Genomic DNA, 21,341 nt, shown 5'->3' with positions numbered 1-21,341 from the left:
CTATTACCTTTATCATAGTCAGTATATTATCTCCCAAATAATTTACGTTTTAAAAATAATCCACCTTTTTTAATCCAGTTTTGTGGCTCCATAAAGGATACATTTTGTTCCTTATAGTCAATGTTATTGGCTTCAAGCCATACGTCGAGCAAGATTTCACTTACGAAACCATAGATGCGCGCTTCGTATGTATCATAATCGGAAATATCGACGCGATGTTCAATCTCTTCCAAGATGGAGAACATCCATTCACAGTATTGATCAAAGAGGTCGCGTCGCATGACGAACATATTGAACATATGCGCCCAAGTGCGATTACAAACCTTTGTGAAAGCTGCGCTATATTCAGGATATTTCTCAGCGATGATTTGCTCTGCCGCATCAAGACCATCACTATGATGCGCATTATTATAGTGAGAACGGTTAGATTCAATATAATATTTACGCTTATCTGCTACGACTACAGGATACTCTGAAAGTAGTTTTTCCCATTCCGCACCTGTAAGAATTTGATTCTTTTTGTTCTCTACGGAACGCACCTCTTTGCGCGTAAAGTAACGTCTATAATGGACGAGACCGATATAGTCCGCATCAAGGTTTTTCCAAGCCCAATAAAGGCCTGTCAATTCGCAGTAATTTGCATTTTTTGAGGAAATATTATCCCCTGTATGATCGCCAGTATAACCAATATCAGCCTTGCCCTCTCTACCTACATGGATTGGCATGTATACGGAGTCCTCTGGCATCCAATATTGCTTATGTGTAGCTACTAAAATCTTAATATTCACTAGTACTCTCCTACATGAGTGTTGATTCTCAAATCTATATTTACGTCGGAAATAGAGCTTATGCTAATTCCTTTTCTACTAATGCCAAGGCACTAGCAATAACCTTATCCATATCGTAATATTTATATTCCCCTAAACGACCACCAAAGATAACATTGGAAATCGTTTCAGCCTTTTTAACATATTTTGCGTAAAGGTCTAAATTCTTTACATCGTTCACTGGATAATAGGCTTCTTCGCCGATTTTCCAGTCTTTTGGATATTCTTTAGTTACATATGTAACAGGTTGTGTACCAAATTCAAAGTGTTTATGCTCGATGATACGAGTATAAGGAATTTCGCCTTCTGTATAGTTCACAACGGCAACGCCTTGATGGTTTTCCTCTTCAAGACGTTCTGTTTCAAAGTGAAGGCCACGATATTCTAAAATCCCTTCAGAATAACCAAAGTATTCATCAATAGGACCTGTATAGATGATCGTATCTGCCAAGGCTTCGTATTCATCACGATGTTTAAGGAAGTCAACGCCTAAACGAACTTCGATGCCCTCTAACATGCGTTCAATCATCTTGGTATAACCGCCCATAGGAATGCCTTGGAAACGGTCATTAAAGTAATTGTTATCGTAGGTATAACGAACTGGTAAGCGTTTAATAATAAAAGCTGGCAATTCAGTACATTTACGGCCCCATTGTTTTTCTGTATACCCTTTGATGAGCTTTTCGTAAATATCTGTACCTACAAGGCTAATAGCTTGCTCTTCTAGGTTCTTAGGTTCACTTGTAATAGCAGCCCGCTGTTTCGTAATGATATCCTGTGCCTCTTTTGGAGTACGAATATTCCACATTTTAGAGAATGTATTCATATTAAACGGCAAATTGTACATTTCACCTTTATAATTTGCTACAGGGCTATTTACATAGTGATTGAACTCAGCAAATTTATTAACATAATCCCACACATGCTTCAAAGATGTATGGAAAATATGGGCACCATACACGTGAATGTTAATATCATCTTTGCTTTCACAATATAGATTACCTGCTATATGACTGCGACGATCGATAACAAGTACAGATTTACCACGCTTATGCGCCTCATGGGCAAATACAGCACCGAATGGGCCCGCCCCAACTACTAAATAATCAAATTGTTTTTTCATATGTATATCCTTATTTTTTCATTCCAAGACATAGCAATCGTGAATAATGATTTTTTCTTAAAATATAACCTATCAAGATAGATAGAATTGTAGATGCTAAGAAGCACACAATAAAAGCTTCATAGTACAATCCTAATTTAGACCAAAGTACAATTCTGAATGGAATTTTAACAATATCACTAAAGATATAAACATCCATGGAGACAGTACCTAAAAAGATCAAAAGTGTTTTATATAATCCGATTCTAGATGAGATTTGGTTAGCTATATAGTATGTAATAGTAATCCCCGAAACTGCTGTTATAAGAGTAAGTATTTTAAACACATTAATATCATGTAGTAATGCATAATTACCTACACTAAAAATCACAAGAGATGTAAGGGCTACTCCTGCGGATTTCATATAATCTAATAGCATATATTTCTTTATATATAAGCCTAAGATATAGAAGAATTGGAAGTACAATATCTTTGATACCATAGGTACAGAAAAGATATTTAATACATCAGATAACATGCCAATGATGAAAGATAAGATTAATAAACCTAAATTTACACGTTTAACCAATAAGGCAATAATGATTGAAATAAAGAACAAGCAATATAAAAACCATAGTTCCCCATCCGGATTAATGCCTATAAATATTTTCCATATATCTTGCGGATATATCTGCTGACTTGCAAATTTTGATAAAGCTAATTTGAAGGGAAAATACAATAAACCAATAGTGAAATAAGGAACCATTAACCGTATACTTTTATCTTTTACGAATTTTTGGAAGCCCTCTTTCAAAGGTATATGCATAAAATAGCCAGCTACAAAGAAGAATACAGGCATATGGAAGCTATAAATTATAGTCCGCATCAAATATAAAGGATAACTAGCAATACCGCTAGCACTTGCTTGGTCTGGAACAGAATGGCCCAAAACAACAAGCAAAATTGCAATCCCCTTCATAATATCAAAACTACTATCCCTCATAATCCCCTGACTAATAAGCCCCTTTCGATTTAACGACAGCCAATACAGTTTTCAATAGATATACAATATCGATCCACACAGACCAGTTATGAACATACCAAGAGTCCATTAATACCCGTTCTTCATAGGTAGTATCGCTACGACCGCTCACTTGCCATACACCGGTAATCCCTGGTGGTACAAGGTAAAAGTCGTTAATATAATCACCGTATTTTACGATTTCATCACGAACGATAGGACGTGGACCTACGAGGCTCATATCACCAACGAGAACATTCCACAATTGTGGTAATTCATCAAGGCTCGTTTTACGAAGGAATTTACCGATTCGTGTAACGCGAGGATCATCTTTTAATTTGAAATCTCGTTCCCATTCTTCACGAGCTGCAGGATTTTCTTTCAAATATACCTCCAGTGCCTCTTGTGCATTTGGCACCATGGAGCGGAATTTATAGCATGGGAACTCTTTACCACCTTGGCCAACACGCTTGTGACCAAATACGATAGGACCTGGAGAATCTAGATAAATCAATACAGCTACGATAGCTAGAATTGGCAAAATCAAGATGCCACCACATACAGTAGCTACAATATCAAAGATGCGTTTCATAATACGGTTAGACTTGCGAGCCAAGTTATTTTGTACCCGCAATACAACGGCTTGCTCTTCCATCATGCCACGAGCCGTAATATTACTTGTAGGCAAACCAAACAACTCAGGCACAAAGGCAACGCGCTTTACTAATAATTGCAATTGATTAATCAAGGATACTAACTTTTTAGGCTCTAACCCTGGTGCACATATAAGGACTGTTTGTACACCTGTATCCTTAATAACTCGTTCCACATCGGAAAAGGCTCCAAGACATGGATATTCTTTAGCAATGGTAGAGGATTTAGGATTATCATCTACATAACCAATAATCTTATAGGTAGCAATTGGCATGCGATCTAAGGATTTCTTTACGAGCTCTGCTGTTTTACCTGCCCCAACGAGAAGGACTGGTATATTTAAATATCCAGCCTTTGAAAGAATCTTACCTACAATAAAACGACTACTAAAGATAAAGAGCAGCATAAATAGATAAGCAAAGATAACAAAGAGTCGAGATACATCGTTGATTACATGCCCTGTGTACATGAGTACAATGGATACAACGACGCCAATAGTGATGCTGCGGAATAAGTTCTTCATCGTATCCCAATAAGGAGATACTACAGAATAGGCATTATTGAGCAATAATATGGCTAAAAATACGAAAGGTATAACGCCATATACATAGATTTCATCTACCTTAAAATTTGAACCTACCGGTAACAATGGCAAATTTAAACGCAAATGATAAGCTGCTAATGTGCCTAACACAATAGAAACATAATCTGCTATAAGCACTATGATTTTGCTAATAAGCAATTTGTTGTGATTATTATATCCAGAACTATTCATACTAATACCCCAAACTATAAAAAAAGGTTGTTTTCTCAATACAATTTTTAAGAAAACAACCTCTAACCCATACGAATACAATGTACCAATATTTACATATATTGTATCATATTCAAAAGTTTAAAACTATGAAAAAACATAGATTTTAGCTATCTTTTATGCAGTTTTTTTGGAGATTTTGAGTCTATTTAAATCAGACATAAAAATCAATTAAATAATGCGTAAATATTTCCTAAATAATCCTCTAACTCTCAATTAACTCTTAATTTCTTTCAATTGAATCATGATGCCCATAACAATCCAAAACATGCGAATCCCAGATGAATTTCCCCATGTATAATCAATAGATCCAAATAGGAATAAGTAACTAATCAAACCTACAAGGATTGATAAATCATAAGGGTTTCGTGTCTTCACATAGTGTTTCAACGATTTGCAGAACATAAAAATTGAGAACCCTAAGAAACCAACGAGTCCTAATAGACCAGATTCAGAGGCTATTTGCAATAGATTATTATGAGAATGCCCCAAATCTTGATTTTCTTGTTTTAATTTATAGTGCTCTCGATATGTTTTTTGCCATAATCCAGGACCAACACCTGTTACAGGATGATCCATAATCATTTGCTTATCTGCTTCCCATACATAGATACGGCCCAAATTTGAACCATCTGTGCTTATATTAAAAGTACTTTCAAAACGAGCTACATAGGCTTGATTGCTACTAAATGTATATCCTATACCTACAACAGCTACAAGTAGTACTAATACATAGCGAATATTTACAAAGCAATAACGCAATGTAATGAGCGCACCATTAATGCCATTAAATAACCAGGAACCACGGCTTTGGTTCCCCCACATGCCTAATAGCATGCCAAACAAAGAAAATACAGCAGATTTTCTTACATACGATGGAAATCTCTTATCATAGGCAGCAATTAATGCTAATGGAAAAGCCAATGTTAACAACATGGCAAGTCCCATCATAGAGCCGTGTATAACACCACCTGCACGACCTCCTGGTCCTAAATTATAGCCCAGTAAATATTGTGCAAAGGCCGATATAGCATCGATGCCCATATACACAAAAAATACTGATAATATGGCGTATAATTTGCGAGAACTCTTAATACATAGCAGAATTGGGACGATGACTAATACCTTCCAAACCCAAATATTGAAGAAATATTTAGTAGTCACCGTTATATCATTACTAATTAATGTGGACGGCAATACACATAGTAACATGCCTAAATAAGCCCATCCATATTGGCGTATCGATTGTGGTATGGAGATTTCATGTCGCCTATACCAGCACGTTATTAAGGTCATCAATATAATGAGGCCATATAGTAAATTTCCTAATGCCATAGATGACCGTGTCGTACATATCATGAGTGAAATGAGTACGGTCAGGACCATTTCAGAATTTTTAAGTATCCAAGATTGCATACTAACCTCTTTTTCCCAACATAGTTACAATCTACTGTTTATCATATTAACATCTATACTTTATAGATATCTATTTAGTTTATAAATATCTATTTGCTGTATAAATATTATTTTACTCGTAACAATGGTCGTACATGATTTTGAATTTCTTGTTCATATTGATCGAGTAATTCATAACGTTTTCTGTATTGGCTACGTTTTTGTGATTTAATCTCCTCAATAGGTTTGCGATATTCCTCTAATGGAATTTTGAAGAACCGCTCATCGCTACATACAACGCCGCCAGATTCCTCCCACAATGGATCTAGCTCAGCTACCTTGGCACGGTGACCGCGAACTAAGTGGGTATTTGCGTAAAAGCCTTCATCAGAAACAGCGTAAATAGATTCTACCTTACAGGTAGCTGCAATATGGCGCAATAAGAACATAATAAAGTTTTTTGGTCGATACCCAAACATCTTTTTAGTCACTGTTTTAGCATTATCTAGACCATCTTTATAACCTTGAATTGTGCCAATCCACATAGCAGGTTCCCCATTAAAACCTTTGCCAAAGCGGAAATTAGCATGGTATACACCTTGCTTACCCAAGGTTAGTAACAAGGTTAAGAAGCCTTCTTTACGTTGACCAGGGCCATAGTATAAGCGCGCTACCATATCAAGGTCTTCTGATTCCCATACGATAAATCCACGATTCATACGACTTACATCGTCGTAAATATTATCTGGATCTACAGAGTACATTTCACGAATCGCTTCGTCTGTAAATACATCTTTTAAATAATCAAAATGATTAACAATAGCCTCTAATCGTTCCTGTGGTGTTGAGCTTTTAAACAAGAAAAATCGTGTCATTAACTCAAATAAACCAACTTGACGGTCTAATAAGGTTGGATCAGGCGTATAGTTTGCAAAATAGGTCTCTAGTGCCTCAATTTCCCCTTTATTGCGGATAGAGCGCATTGTATGAAGGAAAGTACGTCTAGTTTCCCTCCAACTACGTTTGCCGTAAATCTTACGGCCTCGCTTCCATTGTGTTTGTAAATATCCCATCTCATACTCCTATCCACTCATATAACTACAAAATATATCAATGATTCGTGGAATGTAAATTATCTATAATCGTAACTAATTCATGAGCCACACGATTAACCATGAATCGTTCCTCTACAACATATCGTGCATTGGTGATGATATTTGGCAAGTTTACATCATCACTCATCACATGTTCCATAGCCTGTTGTAATGTGTGTTCGTTCAGCGGATCTACAATAAATCCAGATTCTCCATCATCTATGATTTCTCGCTGAGCCCCAGAACCGCTTGTAATAACTGGTACACCGCAATACATAGCCTCACAGATAACGAGACCAAAAGCCTCCCGTGTTATTGTTGGCAATAGTAAGCAATCAATTGATCTATATAAACCTTCAATATCTCGTGTAAAGCCTATAAATTCAACATAAGAATGCATTTGATGCGCTTCTATATAATCGTTTAATTTTTTAATTTGATCCTCTGTACCAGCCCCAGATATAATCAATCGAACATCTGGATTGTTTTGATGAATCTGTTCAAGAGCACTTAAAATCAAATACAAACCTTTTCGTTCTGTAATACGCGCACTATAGCCAAAGGTTCTAACCTTAGATTTCATAGGAACATCATCTGAAAAGGACTGGAATCGGTTCGGGTCGATACCATTATGTACAACATGGTATTTGCTAGTATCCTTAATAACAGGCGTCATAAGGTCATCATAAACGAGTTTAGACACACAAACAAATGCATCCACTTGTGCATTGATCCATCTATGATACATATCTGTTTTACCAGGTACAAGATTATGTTTAATAAACACCAACTTAGCACCTGTTAACTGCTTAAGGGCAATACAGAATAAGATATATTTACCAGAGTGGCATACAATCGTATCAATCCCTTGTGCTTTTACCTGTTTAGCTACTGCATTAATAGATAGAAAACCCTTCAAGGTATAAAGATTGGCCGTCATCACATGGCCCACTTGAGCATAGCGAGATTGCATATCTTCATTCGATTGGTCCACTAAGATATAGGCAGTCCTATGTCTCTGTTGTAATTGTTTACAAATATCATATACATATTGTTCGCCACCACCCCAAATTTTGGCGCCTACAACATTGATTATAGACATAGGTTCCTCCTATCATACACATATCAATACACAGTTAGTAGCATCCATTGATGTATACGAAATACTGGTTACATATACATCAATAGATATTATTGTTTAATTATACTACGACTTATTCATACTGTCTTCATGATTAATAAGCCACATGGTCAACAATGTCCAATCACGAGCATCATCCCCGTGATTATCAATAGGACGAATTGGCTCAACCGGTTTATAAGACGGTATGTTACTTTCACCATAATCCATGCGAACATCGCCCATCATATGTGGCGTAATCCATTGGTACGGCGTAACCAACGTATCGGGCTGTTTATCAAACAAGGACGGCACAATGGAATAATATTCAAAACCCTTTGGTGCAATGGCTTCAATGATTGTAGGCATGAGGCTCATATGCGTGCCAATGGGCGCTGTAATACTGTCCTTAGTGAAAGCAGGATGTTGCAATAGTCCTACGGTACAGAATGTGTCGCGCAAGGTATAATCCCGTTGAATTAAGGATGTATTATTCAGAGACCCGAAAAGATTCGAGTGGTCACCGGTGACAACGAATAAACTATCAGGAAAAGCCTCTTTCATAGCATGTACAAAGTTAAAAATCGCCTTATCACTATAGCGATAGGTAGCCAATTCTTTATTGCGTTTCTTGTTTGATTTTACATCGTCTCCAAGGTTCGGCATGACCTTTTCAGGATCATAATCTAATAAGGAATCCTCCATTTTATAAGGGCCATGATTGGATGTAGTGTAAATAAAATGGAATGTAGGATGTTCTAACGATTTGATTTCCTGTTCAATATGTTCTAAAAAGACATGGTCATAGACGCCTACCCAAGTTTTAGGAGCATCAGGACCACAGAACACAGAAGCGCTTTCTACGCGGTCAAAGCCTTGAGCCTTACCAAAGTGGTTAAAGTTGCCGTACGACGCATTACCACCATACCAATAAATCGTATCATAGCCTAATCGCTTCATTTGAGCTGCCAAAGAGGTCGGCAATGGTTCATGCCAAAAGGCTTCTCGTTCGTTGATTTCCATACCCGCATCATAGACGCCAGATAATAGACTTACAATGGATGGACGAGACACATTACCAGCAGGCAAGAAATTAGGTACTTGTGCCGTATGAGGATCATCTTTAAAATCCCATAAACCAGGACATATATTGAGAGCCTTATAAGGTTCATCAAGAGACCATTGAGGGATACTTTCACCAACAATAAAGAAAATATGCTGCGGTTTATCAATACGAGGACCTGATGCAACGCGCTTAAATGCATGAAGCGGTGTGCTCAAATCCTGCCAGGAATCTTTGTATTTGTTAGGAACAATACGGTGTATAGCGTCATCAATATCCTCAGCAGATGCTGTATATTCATCACGTAGCGGATGTTTGAGTACCGTTTCTAAAGCACATAGATCTGGCACTGTAGCACGAGCAAAGAATATATCCTCTTTTACCACTGTAGGAATCGTATCCCATTCTGGTTTATCATCATGAGATAAGGTGCCACCATAGCGGAACCAATAGAAACCTAACACAGAGGCAGCCACAAGTCCTATATTCCAAGCTACCGTAGGCCATGTTCCTTCGATGTTTGGATAGGGTATTGATGGCAAGGACAAGAAGAAATCTCCCATGTACCAAGATATAAATGTAATAGGAATCAATCCTAAGATGACAAGAATGCCTCTATCTTGATTAAAGAATACATCAATCAAATTATGTTTCTCTGCATGATTTGCATAATGAACCATATAGTTGTACGTATCATGGAAATGCTTGTAGAAGATCATTTTTCCTGCAAAGGCTGCGTACAGAACACAGGAATAAATCGTTAGCCCCACCAATCGTAAGGAATCCTCTATTTGATGGTATCCTTCAAACCATAGTCCAGGGAGTGTTACCAAAACTAAGGGTAGTAAGAATACATAAGCATCAAAATCCATGCCCCACCAGAAGCCGTAACGCAATGAACCTACTACAGATTTCCAGCGCCCCTTCCATGTGGAGTAGGGATTATACACAATCATAAATACAATTCGAAAGATGGTGCTCAATATAGGAGCCCAAAGCATTAGTTTTATATTTTGTTGTAGGGATAGAAAAAATTGTTCACTCATTCATACTTCCATATCTACTTTAAGAACAATAATTCCCCATAGCAATCTACTATACTAAATTACTGATTATAATTGCCCATTAGATTTGTTTAAATAATATAATTTTACATATTTCGTCATGGTATACATCATATGGTAGATAGATAATAGAAAACCTATTTTTCCATCTAATATGCCGCCTTGCAAAATATATATCTTAAAAAATGCCCATGTTGGACGCAATATAATATCCCCTAAAAAACTACAAGATTTCCCTTGTTCCTTGTACTTATTGGCCGCTGCTGTAGTATATTTATTGAACTTTTCAAAGAACTGATGCCAGTTATCATAAGTATAATGATACAATTTGCCTTCTAATGTATCTTGTGGATACGGACTGATAAAGGCTTCATGAACAGCACCTTCTACAGTGGCTCCCTCTCGAGGCATCAATCGTAACACCTTATCAGGTCTCACCACACCATGAGTAGCTGGATTGTGATGGAACAAATTATATCTTCGTAGCCAATAAGCCTTTGGTTCACCTTGGATAGCTCGTTGAATAGACTTTGCTAACTCTGGTGATACACGCTCATCAGAGTCAACAAATAAAATCCATTCACTCTGGGCTTGTGAAATACCAAAGCGTCGTTGTTGTGACCAATCTCCATTCAGAGGATGTGGTATAACTTTAGCCCCCAAGTTAGTAGCAAGAGGTACCGTTTGATCTGTACTTCCATCATCAATAACTAATATTTCATCAGCAAATTGAATACTTTTAATACAATCTACAATATGTTTTTCTTCGTTGCGAGCTAAGATAATAGCCGTCACAGTGCTCATAGATCATCCTTTAACTTACAAATCCCTTTAATTTACTATGTAGATAATATGGTAGATACAAATATGATATCTACCATATGTATCGTATACAAAAATTATTGAATACTATCCCCATGTTTGATACGCCATGCTGCGAGTTCGCGCATGTTTTTAATCATATCCCCATAGGATTGAGGCATATTTGTGCCTTGTTCCATAACTTTTCCACTGTTATCGAGATATAGTCTATGGTTAAAGACGAATTCCTCTTGTGTAAACAAGCTTGGCACCATCGCTTCATAGGTTTGACCAGGTCGCCCCGCTAGTTCTGCCAAGGTTGGAATGATTTGAATGCTCATGCCAAACGCATTAGGAGCAAGCCAGTCTTTATGAATGCCGCGACCGTAGAAGATAATCGGAATCGTAGACGCCACATTAGGACCTACTTCACGAGCAAAGGTAAAGCGTTCACTATGGTCCCCCGTAATGACAAAGAGTGCCGAAGGATCTGCTTTTTCTTCACTAGCGATGAACTCGCCCATCACATGGTCCGCATACCAAATATGACCCATTTCGTTCAATTGCTTGTCATTTTCTGCGATTGTATCAGGCAAATGGCCTTTTACCTTGTTCACATCATAGCCTTCTTTAGCGACATTAACGCTATATGGAGGATGATTCGATGTGGTCATAATAACATTGAGGATTTTTTCCCCTCTATGTTGATCCATGTAAGCGGAAATGGCTTTAAACATATACTTATCCGCTACACCCCATGCATTGCCTTCATCACTTGGCATTTCAGACGCATCATGGAATTCATCAAAACCTTGAGACAAGACGAAGTTCTTCACATTTTGCCATGTACTAAATCCGCCGTACCAGAATACAGTTTTATAGCCTAGCTTTTTCATAACAGAACCAATTCCTAAGCCATACGGTTGTTTGAAACTTTCACCTTCATAGTTAGGATATAGACCTGTGTCAGGCATACCTGTGAGTAAACCATTGATAGCAGGCATCGTGCCTGTACCTTGGGCAAGAGCGAGCTGCGTGCTCATCGCTTGAGGACTGGCAGCGTATTTACGACCTTGTTCAACGAGGTACGCACCAGGTTCGTTGTATTCTGCGAGGAATGGCCACAAACCATAAGATTCACCGAGAACGATATTGATGGACTGTGGTTGCTCCGCTAAACGCTCTGTCGTAATAGTTCTTGTGAAAGAACCATCAAAATCCTTACCATTAAATGTTCCACCAATGGCACTGATTTTCTCACTCAATTCTTGAGGGGTTAAGTTGATAACCTCTAACTCCTCCGCGCGTTTTGCAATGCTTTTAACACGATAAAGAGCCTGCACATCGTCGAGGATGGTCTCGTTTAACAAATTAGAACTGAGGCGCGCCGCACTTTCCCAGTTGATGGAATTTGTATAGTTAAAAGCACCACCAAATCTAAAGAACAGACCTAGTATACCGATAACAACGGTGAGCCCAATGCCCGTCATCCACTGCGTTTTCTTCGTCTTTGGATACCAAGTAGGACAAACTAATTGAGTATCAGCGTAATCTCTATATTTCTTTGTACCCCACGCCAAGAATTTAACGAGGAAATAACATAGGGCTGCGCTCAACACAACGGCCCCAATGATGTACATGAGGGCGTTATATTCATTGATGGCCGTATTTACAATGGCGCTGATATCATCGTTTTTACCATTGATGAGCATCGCATTATAAGAGGAATTGAAAATCTTATAGAACGGAATGCGTCCCAAGAATAAGAAGGTTAACAGTACCGTTGCAATAGAATAGATAACCTGTTTAATGCGCAAGGATGGCCATTTTGGTACAAAGGTATGCACCAATGTGCCTCCCAAAAAGCCCAATAAACACAAAGAACCAACGGTCTTGAGACTCAATCTAAAGCCTAGCCATAAGGACGTAAGGATATTTTCCATCGTCACAGATGCTAGCTGTGATTGGAATACTGCAAGAAACACGATTCTAAATGCAGTCAACAAGGCAGAGAAGAAGATAAATACCTTAATCTCTGTCTTTATGCCTTCAAATAATCGTTGCCATCGGTTCATCATTAACCCCTTACTGTTCGTTCATATAACTTAACTACTACTCTATACTACCTAACTGTAATTATGTTGGATATTTCTTACATTTAGGTCCCTTACATCGTTTGCATTTACCGCATCCGCGGTCGATAGTCCCAGCACTGGCTGATTTCTCAGCACTAGTACTCTCCTGAGCCTTTTTATGGGCCTTACTATTCCATACGGGAACTATCGTTTCTACTTTTTTTCAGATCCATCCTTTTTGGATTTTTTATCTTTTTTCTTGTCTTTTTTCTTATCTTTTTTACTGAAAGTATCAGCTAAAAAGACTGTTTTTAACTTGTCATTTAAGACTTTAAGCTTCTTTTCAGCCTTGTCTTTCTTTTTCTTTAATTTATCTTCAGACTTAGAATGTTTATCTTCCTTGGACTTTTTATGTTTTTTGTCCTTTTTATCCTCTTTAGACTTCTTGTCATCCTTAGATTTCTTGTCTTCTTTAGATATCTTTTCGTCTTTGGATTTTTTGTGGTCCTTAGATTTTTTAGACTTTTCATCAGTCCCATTGATACGCGCCCATTCATCATCTACGCGTTTCAATTGCTTTTTAAGAAGCTTTTCCATCTTCTTATTGGCTTTATCTGAATCCAAGCCAGCTTTGCCGAACAACAAAGCATTTACCGCAGTATACGGATCAATAGCGGATAAATCATCTTCGTCCTCTATATCATCATCGAATTCATCATCTGAGAATTTATTAGATACCTTATCATTTTTAGATGTAGTACTATCTGTTTGATTAGTATTATCCTTACTGTTACGAGATTTTTCTGTATTCTTAGATTCTGAAAGCAACACAGAATTTTCTGTATCAAATGGATTTTCTTCATCTAAGTGACGGACTTCTAAACTTTCAACACCATCTAATGGATTAACATCCATATGCTCTACAAGTGCTTCATCAAGGTCAGACACCTCATGTTTGGAGCTTTCACCAGAACCTGTAAACAGACCACCCATAGAATGTAATTCGTTCAATTTAATATGATTCATGCCCACTGTAGAATCGTGCTGTACAGGAATATCGGATAATTGAACCTGTTCCATAGCGTACACATCGTTATTATGGCTAGCACCCTTACCAAGATACGATTTATCAGCAATGATGATATCATCTTGATCATCGCCTAACACATTGCCAAATAAATCCTCTTCAAGAGAATCATAGGTATGCAACATGGACATCCGTTTTTGAACCTCTTCAATTTGATTCCACAAATCCACGAGAGAGGATGTGTAGTAAACGCGTTCCTTAACCTCTAAATAAGCTTGGTAAACGATAGCCAATTCAGACTCATTGAGCCCCTCTTCGGCACCGATTTCTTCAATCATTTGTTGGATCTGTTGATCTCGATCATAACGTTTAATTAAGGCCTTGCGAATACGTTCAATCAATGCTGTATCGATGATTTCCACGGGTACCTCCAGTCTTCAATACACTCAGCCCTATCCACTAACTTAGTGCATACGAATCAATGTATAGAACCATAAAAAATAATTTGATTTTATAATCTCTAATATATTATTATATCAGAATTTATCTGCTTTTTCCTTAATAATCTAGGTGAAAGTTCCTTAAAAATAGAATAAAACCTCAATTTGAATGATGTCTTAGTCGTACAAATTTACAACCACTAAAACAAGCCTTCAACATTGAGGTTTCTTACATACTTTTTACATACTAAAATAAATGGAATGAAAACATAAAAATAAGCTGACAAAATAATCTGACAGAATATACTAAAACAAGTTAACAGAATACACTAAAATTCGTTCCTTTGCATCACGTTCTTCAAAGAGATCACTGCAATCAATGGGTTCTTCCTGTTCTAAACGGACATGGTTATTCAAGAAGTTTTCTACCTCTTCATTGACGTAGTAGAAAAATAGCTTAATCTCCCGCGGACGATGATACAGAGAATCGAAGATATTTCCTAAGACCCGCTTAATCGTATGAAGCGCAAAGGGATTAAAGAAAAAACAACGATCTGCTTGATCTGGCAATTCATAGAGCGCCGCATCACCATGCACAAAGCTTACACGATTGCGAGCAGCTGGGCTTTCACCATTAATAAGAGCCCTTTCATAGAGGCGTTCATCGTATTCGATGCCGATGGAATGACAACCCGTTTGGTATGCCATAAAAATGCTGACACGACCCTTGCCACTGCCATAGTCGATGAGGGTATTTTTCTTGCGAATATGACCGCTATTTGCCAAGCGCTCTAGCACACAATAATCCGTCGGCTCGTAAGGATGATGCTCCGTATCAGACCGACTATCATCGCGGCCTGCTGTCTTTATTTGTAAAACCTGTTCCCATTCCTGTTCACTTGTCATAAATCTAATCCTATCATGAGGTCCAATTTATATGACCTAATAATTAATACTAATCTTAATTTATATACATACTATACCCTTATTAGAGCCATATTTACAAATTAAAGGCAATCATATATTATATTAATCAAGGAAATCAATAGTTATAACATTTTAATGCATTCAAATGGAAAATAGGGTGGCAGCCCTGCTTTTTCTGTGCTAGTTACTGACGGAAATATCTATCTAGCCATTTGCAAATGTATTGACACAAGAAAAGCACCCATTAGGGTGCTTTTCTTGTATACAAACATTTATTGATTCTAATATGGTATACTAAAGAGTAACATTTCTATTTTCTCATGTGCAGAATATAAAAAGGAGTATCTATTTACATGGACAGTGATCTGACCTTAGATTTTATAATTATCATCGTATTAATCATCGCGAATGGCTTGTTCTCTATGACGGAATTGGCTATCGTCAATGCGAAGAAACGAAAATTAGAGGAAATGGCCGAAGCAGGCAACGAGCGTGCTAAAAAAGCCTTTGAATTGGCTGAGAATCCAAACGAGATGTTCTCTACCATTCAAATTGGTATTACCCTCGTTGGCATCTTAACAGGTTTGTATTCTGGTGCTACCTTTTCTGGTCCTTTAGAGGATATATTAGTAGCAAGCATTCCAAGCATCGAGCCCTATGCTGCATCTATTAGTTCCTTCCTCATCGTTGCTATCATCACCTATTTATCCCTCGTTATTGGCGAGCTTGTGCCGAAACGTTTGGCTTTAAATAGTCCTGAAAGCATTGCTGTTGTAGTATCTAAACCAATTTACTGGTTATCTGTAGCATTAAAACCTATCGTTAGCTTCCTCGGTGTTTCCACAGAATTCCTTTTAAAATTACTAGGCGTTACTGTAAAAGAAGAGGCGCCTGTTACAGAGTCTGAAATCAACAAAATGCTCACCGAAGGCGTTGCCATGGGTGCTTACGAAGAAGAGGAACCTATCCTCGTAGAAAATATCTTCCACTTGGCAGATATGAACGCTGGTGACATCATGACACCTCGTACGCAGCTCAAATGGATTGACCTTAACGGTACAGAGGACGAAATCATGGAAGTCCTCAAAAACGCCAACCATTACCGCATTCCTGTAGGTACCGATTCCTTGGACGAATTAAAAGGTCTCGTTACCGTATCTGATGTATTAGTTCAAATCATGCAACGTCCTAGCGAACGTTCCATTCATGATATTATTGAATCTTGTTTGAAAGAACCATTACTCATTCCAGAATCCATTACGCTCATGAAATTATTGAACGTACTCCGTACAGAAGGCGTTCATGAAACTATCGTTCTCGACGAGTACGGCGGTTTCAGTGGTCTTGTAACCTTACATGACATCATGGAAGAAATCGTAGGTCTTATGCCTTCTGGCGAAGAAGAAATCAAGGAAGAAGAAAATAAAATCGTTGAACGTGAGGATGGTTCCTGGCTTGTAGATGGCCTTCTTGACGTAGACGAATTTAAAGAATTCTTCCATATCGATCAAGAGCTACCAGGCGAAGAAAAAGACTTGTACAAAACAATGGGCGGTCTCTTAAATGTTCTCTTTGGTCGCATTCCTAAAGAATTAGACAAAGCCAAATGGAATGGCTATACCTTTGAAGTGGTAGATATGGATAATACCCGTATCGATAAGATTCTTGTCACCTATGAAGAACCTATCGTAGTACAAGAAACAGAAGAAAAAGAATAATACCTACTAGATCATAGACTTATGAGCATTGTAAATTTATAAAGAGTGAGTTCTCCTATGGAGGACTCACTTTTTATATATCTTAATCAATATCAATAAATAATCTATTTCTACGAATACATAGCTTTCGGGCTATAGGACAAAAAGTGTTGCTGTTAATGCCGATGGAACTAGCTAAATACTAGCTCCATCGGCATTTTATCTTTTTGAGTAACTTTTACATATAGGACAAAAAGTGTTGCTAAAAAGTCTGAAAACCCTTGATTTTACTGACTAAAATAAGGTTTTATCTTTCTAAAGAGATATATTTTTTAGAAGGAGTATAATTATGAGACTAGTCAGATGCCCTAATTGTGGTTTCGTCTGTAAGAAAAATGGTAAAACAAATGCGGGTTCTCAACGTTGGTATTGTAATCAATGTTCTTACTCATTCACAAATAAAGTGAATAAAACTAACAATAATTTACAGATATTTTTGGATTGGTTATTTGGTAAACACACACAGTTAGATATGGCTGGCGAAGGACGTTCATTTCGTAGAAAAACATCACAGTTTTGGGAGCTTTGGCCATTACCACCAAAAGTTGAATCATCAAGTAGTGTGGTATTTGTTGATGGTATTTATTTAGCTAGAAATGCTTGTATTTTAATCTGTTGTAATGAGACGCATGTCTTAGGCTGGTATGTTTGTAGATATGAGCATTCTAAGGCTTGGGAGGCTTTATTACGACGTATTTCATCACCTATAGTAGTTATATCCGATGGTGGTACCGGCTTTCAAAAGGCATTAAAAAAAGTTTGGCCGAAAGCCAAACTACAAAGGTGCTTATTTCATGCATTTCAACAAGTAAAACGCTATACAACAATACGTCCTAAAACGATTGCTGGTTGTGAGTTATATGGAATTGCAAGGGATTTATTAACAATACACACGCAAGATCATGCTATGAAGTGGGTACAAAACGTTATGTCATGGAAAGTACGACATAGGGTATTCCTATCAGAAATAACAGTTGATGAAAATGGTACGATACGACCTAAACATGAACGACTTATAAAAGCAGAAAATTCCTTAGTTAAATTGATTAACAAAAGATGTTTATTTACTTACTTAGATGCATCGTTAACATGTACCTGCCCAGCTACTAATAATCGTATAGAAGGTGGTATAAATGCTCAGTTACGCACTATGTTACGTAATCATAGAGGAATGTCTATTGAAAGACGAATAAAAGCGGTGTTCTGGTGGTGCTATATGCACTCACCAAACCCGCTTTCTAATGCAGAAATACTTAAGGTTATGCCGACCAACAAGAGTATTTCTGATATATATCATACCATACATGAACAATCTAGGTTAGAAGCTTCTATTCCGACTTGGGGCGATGCTATTGTTTGGAGTGATTTACATAATTATGATCGACTATTTACCAATCTTTGGGACTGAAATAGCAACACTTTTTGTCCTATAACCCCCATTTTATCTAGAATGGGCTTAGGTATCTCTGCATCGCTTTCAAGAGACACATATTCCTTATCAACATAAACGCCTTTTGAATACTCAGTCGTATGGACCCCTTTTTCAACAATAAATGTATGAGTGCCATTAGCATCTTCATACTCTTCATAACGAGCTACATCCGCAAAATCTATATCTATATCCCCTCTTGTACCTATAACCATCTGATAGCCACGATGTACTACGTTCATGTCAGATGGCATCGCTTTACCACACAACTTTGTAAACTGATATGCACCATGTGTTTTATTCCACCGGATCCCAAATTCTGCGTTATTCTTATGTTTGACCAGCTTATACTTATACCCAATCGCCCCATGAGTATCAATGTAGCGTATCTTGCCTAGGATCGTATATAAATCATTTCGGATTCGCAGCGTCTCGCCATAGTTAAATTTCATAAAATTCTCTCATACTAAAATCAATATATTATTAATTACTATGATTGTACATATAATATGAAATTCTGCCAATAAAGATATAGAAAAAAGGACCTACAGTAAACTGTAGGTCCTTATATCTTGGTGCGGTTGGAGGGACTTGAACCCTCACGAGCGTACGCTCACCACCCCCTCAAGATGGCGTGTCTGCCATTCCACCACAACCGCATGGAATACAAATGGTGCCTCAGGACAGAATCGAACTGTCGACACACGGATTTTCAGTCCGTTGCTCTACCAACTGAGCTACCGAGGCATGAATGGCGACCCCGATCAGATTTGAACTGACGATCTTCGCCGTGACAGGGCGACATGTTAACCGCTACACCACGGGGCCGTATCCAAAGTACTTGCTTAGTATATCGGTTATCAGGACTTTTGTCAACACTATCCTACAATATTTTTGATGAATTCTTCTTCATCTTTTAATGTTGTGGATTCTTTATGTCCTGAGTCGATTATTAAATCCTTAGACAAGGTTAATATATACTTCAAACTAGTAATCAAATCTTCTGGATTACTATTATAATTGTCAGTATTCCCTACATTTTGTTTGAATACAGTATCCCCTGAAAATAGATGTCCTTCTATTTCAAAACAAACAGAACCAGCACTATGACCAGGTGTGTGATGGACAATAACTTCAAAGGGTCCTAATTGTAGTTTACCTGTTACTAAATCGTTACAATTAGTATACATTTTCTTCTTGTAAACACTTGGTCTGCGACGAATTAATTGTAATAATTCTTGATCTAAAGGATGTAAATAAGCAGGAATATTATAATGCTCACATACCTCATCTAGAGCTGACACATGGTCACAATGACCATGTGTCAATAGAACTGCTATTGGTTCAGAATCCCCTACCATTTCAATGATATGCTTACTATGAAATCCAGGATCAATTATTAAAGATTTACCCTCTTTAACGAGTACGTAGCAATTCGCTTTATAAAGCCCTAGAGGGCGTTTTATAATATTCATATTATTCGCCCCCTATAGAACACGATACCGCTTGGAAGATTGTTTTTTTATAAAATACCCTTCCCAGAATTGAGGATGAAGCATAACAAGAATGGTAAATAATTCTAAACGCCCCAATATCATATCAACAATAGCTATACATTTTGCTGAGTCAGGCATAGCACCAAAGGAATCAGTGGGACCAAATCCACCAAAACCAAGGCCAACATTACTTAAGAATGCTGTTATCACTTGCATAGAATCATATGTGGATAAACCAGTGCAAGTCATCAAAAAGACAGAAATAACATAAATCATTAAGTATAAAAATAAAAATTGTTGTGTCATTTGAATCCACTTGGTAGGCATTGGTTTACCATTGATGCGTACAACTTGAACCATATCTGGATGAATCGATTTACGCAGGTAAATGATACTACTTTTAATTAAAATAATGAGACGTATAATTTTAACGCCCCCTGTGGTAGAACCACTACAACCACCAAAAAATGATGAAATAAAGAGCATCATCTGAGCTGCAGCAGGCCATAAATCATAATCACTTACAGCAAATCCACTACCAGTTTGAATCGATACAAGATTGAAGGACGCATCCCTAATAATTTGTATTGGATCATTTATAGTAGATTGTAAGGCTAATGATAATCCAATAATTATAATGCCTATTAGAATTACAAGCCAATACATGCGTGTTTCAAAATCATCAATTAAAATACGAATCCCTTTATGAAGAGCATTATAGTATACAGAAAAATTTCCGCCTGCTAATATCATAAAGAAAATAAATACAAAGCAAATATAGTTATTCTGCTCATAAACAAACGTACCAGCTGATGTAGGTGTAAAACCACCTGTAGATATAATAGAAAATGCATAATTAAGTGCATCAAATGGTTCGATTCCACCCGCCCATAGCATGAGGAAACAAACTCCAGTGAACACAATATATAACCGCCAAAGTTTTGTAGCCATTGATTGAATACGAGGCATAACTACACCTGGTTTTGGTACCGAAGCTTCTGCATTAAACATATGAGCTGCGTCAGCACCAAGATTTTTCAAGAAGGATAAAATAAGGACGATAATCCCCATCCCACCAATCCAGTGCATAAGTCCACGCCATAATACAAATGTATTCGGTAAATCATCTACACTATTAATAATAGTAGCACCAGTTGCAGTAATCCCAGATGTAGCTTCAAACAGCGCATCAAACACATTGACTAAAATACCACTACCAAGAAATGGTAAGGAGC

General features: G+C 37.4%; 17 protein-coding genes and 3 tRNA genes. 2 read left to right on the top strand and 18 right to left on the bottom strand.

The genetic code is table 11. The annotated features are described in order from the left end of the window. Positions 1–26: 26 nt before the first annotated feature. From QZ548_RS01085 to QZ548_RS01030, 12 genes are all read right to left on the bottom strand, one after another. A complete protein-coding gene (locus QZ548_RS01085; RefSeq protein ID WP_295867458.1) occupies positions 27–788 on the bottom strand; it encodes a DUF4422 domain-containing protein in 762 nt (253 codons plus the stop codon). A gap of 58 nt (positions 789–846) precedes the next feature. Further along, a complete protein-coding gene (gene glf, locus QZ548_RS01080; RefSeq protein WP_295867456.1) occupies positions 847–1,950 on the bottom strand; it encodes a UDP-galactopyranose mutase in 1,104 nt (367 codons plus the stop codon). Positions 1,951–1,960: 10 nt separating this feature from the next. Further along, positions 1,961–2,908 (bottom strand): acyltransferase family protein, encoded by a 948-nt coding sequence (locus QZ548_RS01075; protein WP_295792770.1) that lies wholly within the window; start codon positions 2,906–2,908, stop codon positions 1,961–1,963. Positions 2,909–2,942: 34 nt separating this feature from the next. Continuing rightward, entirely contained in the window at positions 2,943–4,379 is a 1,437-nt protein-coding gene (gene wbaP, locus QZ548_RS01070) for an undecaprenyl-phosphate galactose phosphotransferase WbaP (protein WP_257846728.1), read from the bottom strand. Between the two features lie 255 nt (positions 4,380–4,634). After that, a complete protein-coding gene (locus QZ548_RS01065) occupies positions 4,635–5,834 on the bottom strand; it encodes an O-antigen ligase (protein WP_295867452.1) in 1,200 nt (399 codons plus the stop codon). Positions 5,835–5,941: 107 nt separating this feature from the next. Further along, the gene (locus QZ548_RS01060) at positions 5,942–6,886 is read right to left on the bottom strand and encodes a DUF535 family protein (protein ID WP_295867449.1); all 945 of its coding nucleotides are present in this window, start codon (positions 6,884–6,886) and stop codon (positions 5,942–5,944) included. Between the two features lie 37 nt (positions 6,887–6,923). Next, on the bottom strand, positions 6,924–8,009 hold the full coding sequence (locus tag QZ548_RS01055) for a glycosyltransferase family 4 protein (protein WP_295867446.1): 1,086 nt from the start codon (positions 8,007–8,009) through the stop codon (positions 6,924–6,926). Between the two features lie 105 nt (positions 8,010–8,114). Next, positions 8,115–10,136 carry an LTA synthase family protein gene (locus tag QZ548_RS01050; RefSeq protein WP_295867444.1) on the bottom strand — a complete coding sequence of 674 codons (2,022 nt, stop codon included), beginning with the start codon at positions 10,134–10,136 and terminating at the stop codon, positions 8,115–8,117. A gap of 66 nt (positions 10,137–10,202) precedes the next feature. Then, entirely contained in the window at positions 10,203–10,958 is a 756-nt protein-coding gene (locus QZ548_RS01045) for a glycosyltransferase family 2 protein (RefSeq protein WP_295213488.1), read from the bottom strand. A 95-nt stretch (positions 10,959–11,053) separates the two neighbouring features. After that, positions 11,054–13,033 carry an LTA synthase family protein gene (locus QZ548_RS01040; protein ID WP_295867440.1) on the bottom strand — a complete coding sequence of 660 codons (1,980 nt, stop codon included), beginning with the start codon at positions 13,031–13,033 and terminating at the stop codon, positions 11,054–11,056. Positions 13,034–13,243: 210 nt separating this feature from the next. Next, on the bottom strand, positions 13,244–14,479 hold the full coding sequence (locus tag QZ548_RS01035; protein WP_295867437.1) for a transcriptional regulator: 1,236 nt from the start codon (positions 14,477–14,479) through the stop codon (positions 13,244–13,246). 324 nt (positions 14,480–14,803) lie between these two features. Further along, positions 14,804–15,403: a class I SAM-dependent methyltransferase gene (locus QZ548_RS01030; RefSeq protein WP_295867435.1), complete on the bottom strand. Its 600-nt coding sequence runs from the start codon at positions 15,401–15,403 to the stop codon at positions 14,804–14,806. Positions 15,404–15,777: 374 nt separating this feature from the next. Here QZ548_RS01030 and QZ548_RS01025 point away from each other — a divergent pair, with 374 nt between their 5' ends. Then, positions 15,778–17,142, top strand: a complete 1,365-nt coding sequence (locus QZ548_RS01025) for a hemolysin family protein (protein ID WP_295867432.1) — start codon at positions 15,778–15,780, stop codon at positions 17,140–17,142. Between the two features lie 328 nt (positions 17,143–17,470). After that, positions 17,471–18,589 (top strand): IS256-like element ISVesp1 family transposase, encoded by a 1,119-nt coding sequence (locus QZ548_RS01020; RefSeq protein ID WP_295867429.1) that lies wholly within the window; start codon positions 17,471–17,473, stop codon positions 18,587–18,589. Here the strand turns inward: QZ548_RS01020 and QZ548_RS01015 are convergent. From QZ548_RS01015 to QZ548_RS00990, 6 genes are all read right to left on the bottom strand, one after another. After that, a complete protein-coding gene (locus QZ548_RS01015; protein ID WP_295867427.1) occupies positions 18,556–19,062 on the bottom strand; it encodes a hypothetical protein in 507 nt (168 codons plus the stop codon). The genes QZ548_RS01020 and QZ548_RS01015 overlap by 34 nt on opposite strands. A 121-nt stretch (positions 19,063–19,183) precedes the next feature. Continuing rightward, positions 19,184–19,269 (bottom strand) — tRNA-Leu (locus QZ548_RS01010). Positions 19,270–19,281: 12 nt separating this feature from the next. Continuing rightward, positions 19,282–19,357, bottom strand: a tRNA-Phe gene (locus QZ548_RS01005). 5 nt (positions 19,358–19,362) lie between these two features. Further along, positions 19,363–19,438 (bottom strand) — tRNA-Asp (locus QZ548_RS01000). A 50-nt stretch (positions 19,439–19,488) separates the two neighbouring features. Beyond that, on the bottom strand, positions 19,489–20,085 hold the full coding sequence (locus QZ548_RS00995; RefSeq protein ID WP_295867424.1) for an MBL fold metallo-hydrolase: 597 nt from the start codon (positions 20,083–20,085) through the stop codon (positions 19,489–19,491). A 12-nt stretch (positions 20,086–20,097) separates the two neighbouring features. Continuing rightward, positions 20,098–21,341: TrkH family potassium uptake protein (locus tag QZ548_RS00990; protein ID WP_295867421.1), on the bottom strand; the 1,244-nt coding region annotated here is incomplete at its 5' end.

This window comes from uncultured Veillonella sp. (assembly GCF_915069625.1).
In the GTDB taxonomy this organism is placed as follows: Bacteria; Bacillota; Negativicutes; order Veillonellales; family Veillonellaceae; genus Veillonella.
This window is presented reverse-complemented; position numbering and strand designations above follow the sequence as displayed.